General features: G+C 69.3%; 9 protein-coding genes and 1 pseudogene. 3 read left to right on the top strand and 7 right to left on the bottom strand.

Annotation, left to right across the window (positions count from 1 at the left end; genetic code table 11):
* Together ACFWTE_RS29165 and ACFWTE_RS29160 are read right to left on the bottom strand one after the other, a co-directional pair.
* Positions 1–167, bottom strand: a 167-nt coding sequence (locus ACFWTE_RS29165; protein WP_378783135.1) for a GTP-binding protein, incomplete at its 3' end; no start/stop codon positions are given.
* Between the two features lie 23 nt (positions 168–190).
* On the bottom strand, positions 191–598 hold the full coding sequence (locus ACFWTE_RS29160) for a MerR family transcriptional regulator (protein ID WP_378783134.1): 408 nt from the start codon (positions 596–598) through the stop codon (positions 191–193).
* 321 nt (positions 599–919) lie between these two features.
* Between ACFWTE_RS29160 and ACFWTE_RS29155 the strand changes: the two genes are divergently transcribed.
* Positions 920–1,162, top strand: coding sequence for a hypothetical protein (locus ACFWTE_RS29155; RefSeq protein ID WP_378783133.1), 243 nt, complete (start codon positions 920–922; stop codon positions 1,160–1,162).
* Positions 1,163–1,182: 20 nt separating this feature from the next.
* Here ACFWTE_RS29155 and ACFWTE_RS29150 read toward each other — a convergent pair whose 3' ends face one another.
* Positions 1,183–1,386, bottom strand: coding sequence for a DUF2795 domain-containing protein (locus ACFWTE_RS29150; protein ID WP_378783132.1), 204 nt, complete (start codon positions 1,384–1,386; stop codon positions 1,183–1,185).
* Here ACFWTE_RS29150 and ACFWTE_RS29145 point away from each other — a divergent pair.
* Positions 1,310–2,506: an ADP-ribosylglycohydrolase family protein gene (locus tag ACFWTE_RS29145; RefSeq protein ID WP_378783131.1), complete on the top strand. Its 1,197-nt coding sequence runs from the start codon at positions 1,310–1,312 to the stop codon at positions 2,504–2,506. The two genes, ACFWTE_RS29150 and ACFWTE_RS29145, sit on opposite strands and share 77 nt — an antisense overlap.
* A 223-nt stretch (positions 2,507–2,729) precedes the next feature.
* Here ACFWTE_RS29145 and ACFWTE_RS29140 read toward each other — a convergent pair whose 3' ends face one another.
* Positions 2,730–3,203 (bottom strand): hemerythrin domain-containing protein, encoded by a 474-nt coding sequence (locus ACFWTE_RS29140; RefSeq protein ID WP_378783130.1) that lies wholly within the window; start codon positions 3,201–3,203, stop codon positions 2,730–2,732.
* Between the two features lie 95 nt (positions 3,204–3,298).
* Here ACFWTE_RS29140 and ACFWTE_RS29135 point away from each other — a divergent pair, with 95 nt between their 5' ends.
* Positions 3,299–3,979, top strand: a complete 681-nt coding sequence (locus ACFWTE_RS29135; protein WP_378783129.1) for a TetR/AcrR family transcriptional regulator — start codon at positions 3,299–3,301, stop codon at positions 3,977–3,979.
* Between the two features lie 101 nt (positions 3,980–4,080).
* On the opposite strand, the gene ACFWTE_RS29130 is transcribed toward ACFWTE_RS29135, so the two are convergent.
* The 3 genes and pseudogenes from ACFWTE_RS29130 to ACFWTE_RS29120 form a co-directional block, all read right to left on the bottom strand.
* The gene (locus tag ACFWTE_RS29130; RefSeq protein ID WP_378783128.1) at positions 4,081–5,532 is read right to left on the bottom strand and encodes an alanine/glycine:cation symporter family protein; all 1,452 of its coding nucleotides are present in this window, start codon (positions 5,530–5,532) and stop codon (positions 4,081–4,083) included.
* Positions 5,533–5,831: 299 nt separating this feature from the next.
* Positions 5,832–7,406, bottom strand: a complete 1,575-nt coding sequence (locus tag ACFWTE_RS29125) for an SLC13 family permease (RefSeq protein ID WP_378783127.1) — start codon at positions 7,404–7,406, stop codon at positions 5,832–5,834.
* A gap of 231 nt (positions 7,407–7,637) precedes the next feature.
* Positions 7,638–8,303: pseudogene (locus tag ACFWTE_RS29120) on the bottom strand (hypothetical protein); the annotation flags it as partial.

Genomic DNA, 8,303 nt, shown 5'->3' with positions numbered 1-8,303 from the left:
TGGACGGCCCCGGCGGAGGAGATCGCCGCCGCGTGCAGTGCCAGGGCCTCGGTGAGCGTCGACTTACCGGCGTCGGGGTGCGAGATGACCGCGAACGTGCGCCGCCGGGACGCCTCATGCGCGACCTCGGCCGTCACCTTGTCCGCGGTCGGCGCTGTTGTGGTCACTGTTGCTCCTTGCGGTGCTGTTCTCAGACGGTCGCGTTGTGCCGGGCCCGCTGTTCGCGCAGTCGTCCGGCGAACTCCTCGGCCATCGCCAGTTGGTCGTGCAGGGCCCGGCAGCGCGCGGCGATGGCCGCCTCGAAGGCGTCGAGCCTCTCGCCCAGCGCCTCGCGCTCGTCCAGTCCGGTCCCGGCGGCACTCAGCCGGTCCAGGGAGTCCAGCAGCTCGCGGGTCTCCTCAAGGCTGAAATCCAGCGGTTTCATCCGCTTGATCAGCTGGAGCCGGTCGACATCCTGCTCGGTGTAGAGACGAAAGCCCCCTCGGGAGCGAGCGGACGGTTCGACCAGGCCGACCTCGCCGTAGTAGCGGATCGTGCGCAGGGACAGGCCGGTCCGTTCGGCGACCTCACCGATCTGCATGTGGCCCGCATCAGGCATCGCGGCACCCCTCCTCTTTGAACCTACTCTAACGTTAGATTCGTTTTTTCGGTGGTGGTTGTCGTAGCGCGCCACGGTAGCGCGTCTGTGTGCGAGGAGGGCGCCATGCCACGGCGGACGGCCCGGGTCGACCGTTGCGGCGGTGCGGGAAGCAGTCAGGGTGTGCCCCTGTCCGCGCGGAGCCCCTACGGCATTTCTAATCTCACGTGAGAGTAGAGTTGTGTAGTGTCGGGGTTCCGGCGTGGCCCCCAACCCCTTCCCCCTGCTCCTGGGGTGGAGGGGGGTGCGCCTTCGGTCCACCTCGAGATGCGGGAGCTTGTCATGGCCTATTACCGGATTCGAACGAGCGACGGGTCCTCCGTGAGCCTTCAGGCGCAGCGTGTGCGGACCGATGCCTCCTGCCTCTATCTGGAGGAGAGCAACGCCGGCCTCTGGAATGAGGTGCGCTCCTGGCCCCTGGGGCAGGTCGAGGTTCTTCAGCGCCGTTTCACCGAGAACGACGGCACGTGGACCTGGCTCACGGAGCCGTTGCCCGCACCTGTCGGAGTTCGCGGCTGGAACTGAGCCGGCGCCCCCGCCGGCGTTCACGTGCTCCGGGGTACGTCCTCCAGGTGCTTCCACAGGCCGCGAAGGTGAGAGAAGGACTCCGCGGGAAGCCTCGCCAGGACGGTGAGCACGTCGTCGTCCGCGCCACGCAGGTCCGCGGCGCTGATGACCTGGCCCCGGGTCAGGGGGCCGGAGCTGAAGGCTCCGTCCAGGGAGTGGGCTATGTCGGTTCGGGTGACCATCAGTTGCCTCCACGGGGCGGAGCAAGGATCCTTCCGGGCGAAGTCGTGGCGGTACCGCCGGGGAAGACGGACTGCGCCGTCGGACGTACCGCCACGAGGCCCGGACGGTGGACACGGTTTCTGGGCGCCGTCCTCGGCAGTCTATACTCTACTCTCTCGTGAGGGTAGAGTTGTCTCCGAAATCACCACCACGGACGGAGACGGCCCGATGTCCTCCCCGCTATCCGGGCCGCGTCCCGCGCCCCGTGGGCCCCACACCGCATGTGAACGCGACCGGGGTTGCGTGCTCGCCGCCGCCTGCGGGGACGCCTTCGGCAGCACACCATCGCAGAGGTCGCAGAGCTCGACGTCCCTGCGGGCTACCGGCACCACTGCCCTCATGGCCGTTCTGGCCGAACACCTGTCGAAGCAGTGCGAAGGTCGGGAAGCCGCCATCGACCGGGGCCGGTTGGTCCAGGAGTTCACCGACGTGTGGCAACGCGACCCCGACCGGGGTTTCGGTGCCGGAGAGATCAGGATCTTCCTCTCCGTCGTCAACGGCGTCTCGTGGGAAAGCGCGTCCGTCTCGGCCTTCGGGGGGACGGGGTCCTACGGGGCCGGCGCCGCCGCACGGGTGGCTCCGGTGGGCCTTCTGGCCGTTCCGCTGAACCGGCTGGTCCAACTGGCGAGGGACAGCGCGTATGTCACCCACGCCCACGCGCTCGCTCTCGATGGCGCCGCGATCCAGGCGTGCGCGGTGGCCTACGCCCGTCGTGCGAACAGGGAACAGCCGCTGGCGACCTCACACCTGCTGTCGACGGTGGCCCGTTACTCCACTGCTCCGGAGTTCCGGGCGCAACTGGCGCGGTTGAGCGCCCTTGGTCGGAGCCGGTACGCCGCTCGGGACGTGGTCCGTGCCCTGGGGGAGGGCGACACGGCGGTGCAAGCCGTCCCTCTCGCGCTCGCCGCTTTCCTCCGCTCTCCTGACGACCTGCCGGAGGCCGTACGTTTCGCCGTGCGTGTCGACGGCGGCAGGGGCCGCGTGGCGGCCATGGCGGGCGCCCTCGCTGGGGCCCGCAACGGTGTCGGCGCCATCCCCCGGTCCTGGCTGAGGTCCCTGGAGGACGCCTCGGAAGGCTGAGGGGCAGGCCCGGACACACGCCTGCCGGGGTGCCGATGAGAGCGCTTCGCTCCGGCCCGGGACGCGCACGAACAGTCGATCACGGGTCGGGGACCGCACGCGGTGACACGGACTGCGGCATGGGTGCGACCGCGTCCGCGCCACCGGGGGGCCTTGCCCGCGAAGGAAGCAGAGCGGCCCCTCCGCGTCCTGGGCGTTGCCCGCGCCGCAGATGGATCCTCGGTCAGAGGGTCACGGGACCGTAGGAGTTGAGGGCCTCCACGATCTGTGCCTCCTCGTAGTCGAGGTGGGCCTCGACCTGTGCTGCCAGGTGCTCCACCTCCTCGCGCACCGGACCCGAGCCCGCCTCCGGGCCGGAGGCCAGTTCCTGGATGCGGTCCAGGGCTCGGCTGATCACGGAGTGCTCGCGGGTCAGCCGCTCCAGGACGGGGGCGAGCCCCGGGTGGCTGGTGGCCAGCCCCGGGAACATGTGCTCGTCCTCGGCCGTGTGGTGCCCGTGCAGGAATTCGCAGAACGAGAGGCACTGCTTGCGGATCTGCTGGTCCAGCTGGGCGGTCGTGCCCGTCCGCGTATCCGGTGAATCGAGGGCCGTGCGCAGATCGGTCAGCTGCCCCCTCAACATGTCGTGGATCTTGACGAGCTGGTCTCCCAGGGCCTCGATCCGCTGCGCCTCACGGGCACCTGTTTCACCTGTCATGACAACACCTCCAGAAAGTGCTAGTGACTGGCACTTTTTCATGAGGGCAGATGGTGCGCAAGTGGATTTCCGGGCCAGGCCGATACCCTGGCCCGATGACCACGTGGCCCGCTCCGGAGAGCGACCAGCACCTGCCGCTGCGCGAACGCAAGAAGCGCCGGACGCGCCGAACCCTGGCCGACACGGCGCTCCAGCTCTTCCTCCAGCGCGGCTATGACGAGGTCACCCTCGACGAACTGACCGAACGCGCGCAGGTGTCGGTGCGGACCTTCTTCCGCTACTACTCCTCCAAGGAGGAGGTCGCCATGGCGGCCGAGGGAGAGCTCTGGCAGGCCTACGCCCGACGGCTGCACGGACTCGAACCCGGGCGCCCGGCCCTGGAACAGCTGCGGGACCGCTACGTCGCGGCCATCCGGGAGATGCCCGGGGAATGGGGCGAGCGCTACCTCGCCACACGGGGGCTGGCGGCGCGCACGCCCGCGCTGCGTGCCCAGCACACGGCCACCACCGAACGCCTGCAGTCGCAGGTCATCGAGGCGCTGGAGGAGGCCATGGGTGTCGACAGCCGCCGGGACGTACGGCTGCGCCTGGTCTCGGACATGGCCCTGGCCGCGGTGCGCTACGGCAGTAAGAACTGGATCAGGGAAAACCGGGCCGCGGAGCGATCCGGGGACAGCGAGTCGCTGGTCCGCGAGGTCGCTGCGGCGTTCGACGCCCTGCCCGGAGCGGTTCTTCTGGCCCCGGCCCCGCATGGAGGCGGCCCGCGGTCGGGTTGAGACGACATGGGGGAGCCGGCGCGCGGGCGCGGGGGCTCCGGGAACGCGGCGGGGGCGCCGGTCGCATCGACCGGCGCCCCCGTTGTCGCAACTACCGGGGGTCAGGACCCCTGGCGTGCGTCGACGAGGTCGGGCTTGCGCCAGTCCGGGTCGGCGAAGTACTTCTTGGTCTCGGCCACGATCACCCCGGTCAGAACCAGCAGACCGATCAGGTTGGGCACCGCCATCAGACCGTTGGCCGCGTCACTGAACGCCCAGGCCACACTCAGCTCGGTGGTCGCCCCCACATACACCACCAGCACGAACACGATCCTGAACGGCAGCACCGCCTTGCGGCCCACCAGGTAGTCCAGGCACCGCTCACCGTAGTAGGACCAGCCCACCAGCGTGGTGAACGCGAAGAACATCAGGCTCACCGCCACGATCATGCCCCCCACCGGGGCCAGCTGCGGCGAGAGCGAGCCGAAGGCCTGGGTCATCGCCCAGTTCGTCATCAGGGCCCCGTCACCGGTCTGTGCCTCGGCGTGCCAGGCCCCGGTCACGATGATGACCAGACCCGTCATCGTCACCACCAGGATGGTGTCGATGAAGGTCTGGGTCATGGAGACCATGGCCTGGCGGACCGGGTGGGCGGTCTTGGCCGCGGCGGCCGCGATACCGCCGGTGCCCAGCCCCGACTCGTTGGAGAACATCCCGCGCGCCATGCCCTGCTGCACCGCCAGGATGAACGCCGACCCCAGGAACCCGCCCACCGCGCTGGTGCCGGTGAAGGCGTCGGTGAAGATCAGCGCGATCGCGGCCGGGATGGAGGTCACGTAGAGCACGAGCACGAGCAGGGCCGCGAGCACGTACGCGATGATCATGAACGGCACCACGGCGGCGGCGAAGCGGCCGATGCTCTTGATGCCGCCGATGATGACCGCGGCCACCAGGACCACCATCAGGACGCCCGAGACCCAGGTGGGCACGCCGAAGGTCGAGTCGAGCTGGCCCGCCACGGCGTTGGCCTGGGTCATGTTGCCGATACCGAAGGAGGCCACGGCGCCGAAGAGCGCGAACAGGGTGCCCAGGACCAGGCCGAGTTTGGCACCGGGGCTGCCGGCACCGAACTTCTCGGCGAAGCCGTGGCGCAGGTAGAACATGGGGCCGCCGCTCATCTCCCCCTTGGAGTCGGGGCGGCGGTACTTGACGCCGAGCAGGGCCTCGCCGTATTTGGTGGCCATGCCCAGGACGCCGGTGATCCACATCCAGAACAGGGCTCCGGGGCCGCCCACGCCGATGGCCAGGGCCACGCCGGCGATGTTGCCCACGCCCACGGTGGCGGCCAGGGCGGTGCTCAGCGCCTGGTAGTGGGAGATGTCGCCTTTGGCTTTGTCGCCCTCGGTGCGGCGGATCAGGGCCAGCCACAGGGCGTGGCCCAGGACGCGGAACTGGAGTCCGCCGAGCCTGATGGTGAGGTAGAGGCCCACGATCAGGAGCAGGGGTATCAGGAAGAACGGTCCCCACACGAAGGAAACGATGGCATCCAGGACTGCCTGGATCGTGTCGGTCATCGGAGTGTGTCTCCCTGTCGTCGAATGTTCGGCATCCGCGTCAAAAGTGTTGAGGTGCCGCAAACCTGTACGGAAGCGTCACAGCCACCAGTCACAGCGGTGTTACGTTTATTCGCCACTCCTGTCACTTGGGTGATGGATCAGCCAACAGCCACCCCGGGACGCGCGCGGTTGTGACCCACTGCACAGGTGAATCGGCGGAAGAAGCCCGGCGCGAGTCCCCGGAGCGCTGCCCGTGGGCCCGAGCGGTCGGGTCGGGGCGCGCCTGACCGCGCCCCGACCGCTTCTCGGCCCCTCCGTCAGAACGTGATGCCGATGGCCCACGAGAACAGGGCGTACATCGCGCCGAGGATGAGCACAAGGGCGATGAGGTTGAGCCACACGCCGCCGCGGATCATCTGGCCGATGCTCACGTATCCCGAACCGAACACGATCGCGTTGGGCGGGGTGGCGACCGGGAGCATGAACGCCATGGTGGCGGCCAGGGCCACGGGCACCACCAGGGTCAGGACGTCCAGTTCCATGCCCAGCGCGACGCCGCCGAGGATCGGCAGGAACGTGGCGGCGGTCGCCGTGTTGCTGGTGAGCTCGGTGAGGAAGAGGACCAGCGCGGCGACCACGACGATGAGCACCCACAGCGGAATGCCGCCCAGGACGGAGACCTGGCCGCCGATCCAGGTGCTCAGACCGCTGGAGGTGAACTGCCCGGAGATGGCCAGGCCGCCGCCGAACAGCAGCAGAACCCCCCAGGGGAGCTGGACGGCGGTGTCCCAGTCGAGCAGGCGGGTGCCCCGCCGGTCGACGGGGATCAGGAACAGCAGCGCCGCGACCGTCATCGCGATCCCGGCGTCGCTGATGTTGGCCAGCCACGGCAGGGCGGCTCCGATCCCCTCGCTCCTGGCCAGCACCGGGACGAAGATCCAGGAGAGGGCGGCCAGTACGAACACCACCGAGACCGACTTCTCACCACGGGACATCGGCCCCATCGCGTCCAGTTCGGAGCGGATCAGCTCCTGGGCGCCCTCGACCCTCTTGGCCGCCGGGGGGAAGACCCGGACGAGGACGAACCAGGCGATGAGCATGAAGACCGCCGCCAGCGGGACACCGGCGAGCATCCACTGCCCGAAGCCGATGGTGATGTCGTGGGTCTCGGAGAGATAGCCGACCATCAGCACGTTGGGCGGGGTGCCGATGATGGTGGCGACCGAGCCGATGGAGGAGGCGTAGGCGATGCCGAGCATGAGCGCGGTGGCGAAGTTCGCGTCGGTGCGCCCCTTGCGGAACTGGGTGAGGACCGTGATCACGGACAGGCCCACGGGAAGCATCATCACGGCGGTGGCCGTGTTGCTCACCCACATGGTGATGAAGCCTGTGGCGACCATGAAACCGCCGACCAGGCCCGCGCTGTTGGAGCCGACCTTGGAGACGATGGTCAGGGCGATCCGCTTGTGGAGGTTCCACTTCTGCATGGCCAGGGCGAGCATGAAGCCGCCCATGAACAGGAAGATGGTGTCCGAACCGTAGGAGGAGGCGACGTCCCCGATGGGGGTGCCCTCCAGCACGACGGGGAAGAGCACCAGCGGTAGCAGGGAGGTGACCGGAATCGGGATCGCCTCGGTCGCCCACCAGATGGCGATGAAGGCGGTGACCGCGGCGACGGCGCGCCCGTTGGCCGAGATGACCGCCTCACCCGCGTCCTCGCCCTCGACGAGCGGCAGCGGCATGTCCGGCATGAGGAAGTAGATGACCAGGCCGACGATCGGCCCGGCGATGAGCCCGATCACCCGGGAACGGGAGAACCCGCCCTCGGAACGCTGGTTCGGGGCAGCGGCGGCGGGGCCGTCTGCCCGCTTCTCTTCACTGGGGGGTGTCATGGAAATCCTTCGTTGTGGGGCCAGGGGATGTTGTCGTGGACCGGGTGCGCTCTCCTTGTGTTTCCGTCCGGTCACCAGCGGATGTCCTGCCCCTGTTCGAGGAGGTTGATCACTTTGATCGGAGCGTGTCCACCTTCTCCCCGAAGAATTGAGGTTGTCCTGACATTCGGTGGCGGAGCGCCGGAACGGGAACACGCACAGTGACCTGAGCCACAGCTCCGGTGCCGGCACTCAGGCGGGCACGTCCCGGCGGCGGAGCGCCCACAGACCCAGCGCCACGAGAACCAGCGCCAGGAGCGCCAGGAGCAGGGGGGCCGCCCCGGTCGTCCTGTAGTAGGGGTTGACGTGGGCGAAGGGGGAGGTGAGCAGGAACAGGACCTGCGGCACCGCCCCGGTCTTCACCGCGATCTCGGCCAGGACCCCCACGGCGAGCGCCGCCCAGCCGATCGCCGAGCACAGGCGCGGGAGCACCCCGAAGGCGAGGAAGGCGACGGCGACGACCACCCACACGGCCGGGGCCATGGCCAGGGTCAGGGCAGCGAATCGGACGACGTCGCCGGGCGACCCCGCGTTCAGCGCGGATCCCGCCCCGACCGCGAGTCCGAGGACCGTGAGCAGCACTGCGGGGCAGGCCAGGGCCACCGCCAGGTGCGCCATCGCCCAGCGGGTGCGCCCGACAGGGCCCGCCAGCAGGAGCTCACCCCGCCCGGATTCCTCCTCCCGGCGCACGCGCAGGACCACCGGTACGCGGTCCAGGTGGGTGTGCAGGACCAGGGTGGACAGCTGTATGGCACCCATGACGGCGGCGGTGCCGCGGATGCGGGCCCGGCCGGTGAGGTCCTCGTTCGGGAGGGGTCGTTCGGTGGCCATGTCCTCTGCTGCGTGTTCGTGTGGTCC

Origin of the sequence: Nocardiopsis sp. NPDC058631 (genome assembly GCF_042716955.1) — a bacterium.
Lineage (GTDB): Bacteria > Actinomycetota > Actinomycetes > Streptosporangiales > Streptosporangiaceae > Nocardiopsis.
Note: the sequence above shows the minus strand (reverse complement) of the source record. Positions and strands in the feature narration are given on the sequence as shown.

Coding starts and splice junctions, on each gene's coding strand:
- ACFWTE_RS29155 (WP_378783133.1), top strand. CDS start 920: ATGGCCTATTACCGGATTCGAACGAGCGACGGGTCCTCCGTGAGCCTT.
- ACFWTE_RS29130 (WP_378783128.1), bottom strand. CDS start 5,532: ATGACCGACACGATCCAGGCAGTCCTGGATGCCATCGTTTCCTTCGTG.
- ACFWTE_RS29150 (WP_378783132.1), bottom strand. CDS start 1,386: ATGGTCACCCGAACCGACATAGCCCACTCCCTGGACGGAGCCTTCAGC.
- ACFWTE_RS29160 (WP_378783134.1), bottom strand. CDS start 598: ATGCCTGATGCGGGCCACATGCAGATCGGTGAGGTCGCCGAACGGACC.
- ACFWTE_RS29140 (WP_378783130.1), bottom strand. CDS start 3,203: ATGACAGGTGAAACAGGTGCCCGTGAGGCGCAGCGGATCGAGGCCCTG.
- ACFWTE_RS29125 (WP_378783127.1), bottom strand. CDS start 7,406: ATGACACCCCCCAGTGAAGAGAAGCGGGCAGACGGCCCCGCCGCCGCT.
- ACFWTE_RS29145 (WP_378783131.1), top strand. CDS start 1,310: ATGACCTGGCCCCGGGTCAGGGGGCCGGAGCTGAAGGCTCCGTCCAGG.
- ACFWTE_RS29135 (WP_378783129.1), top strand. CDS start 3,299: ATGACCACGTGGCCCGCTCCGGAGAGCGACCAGCACCTGCCGCTGCGC.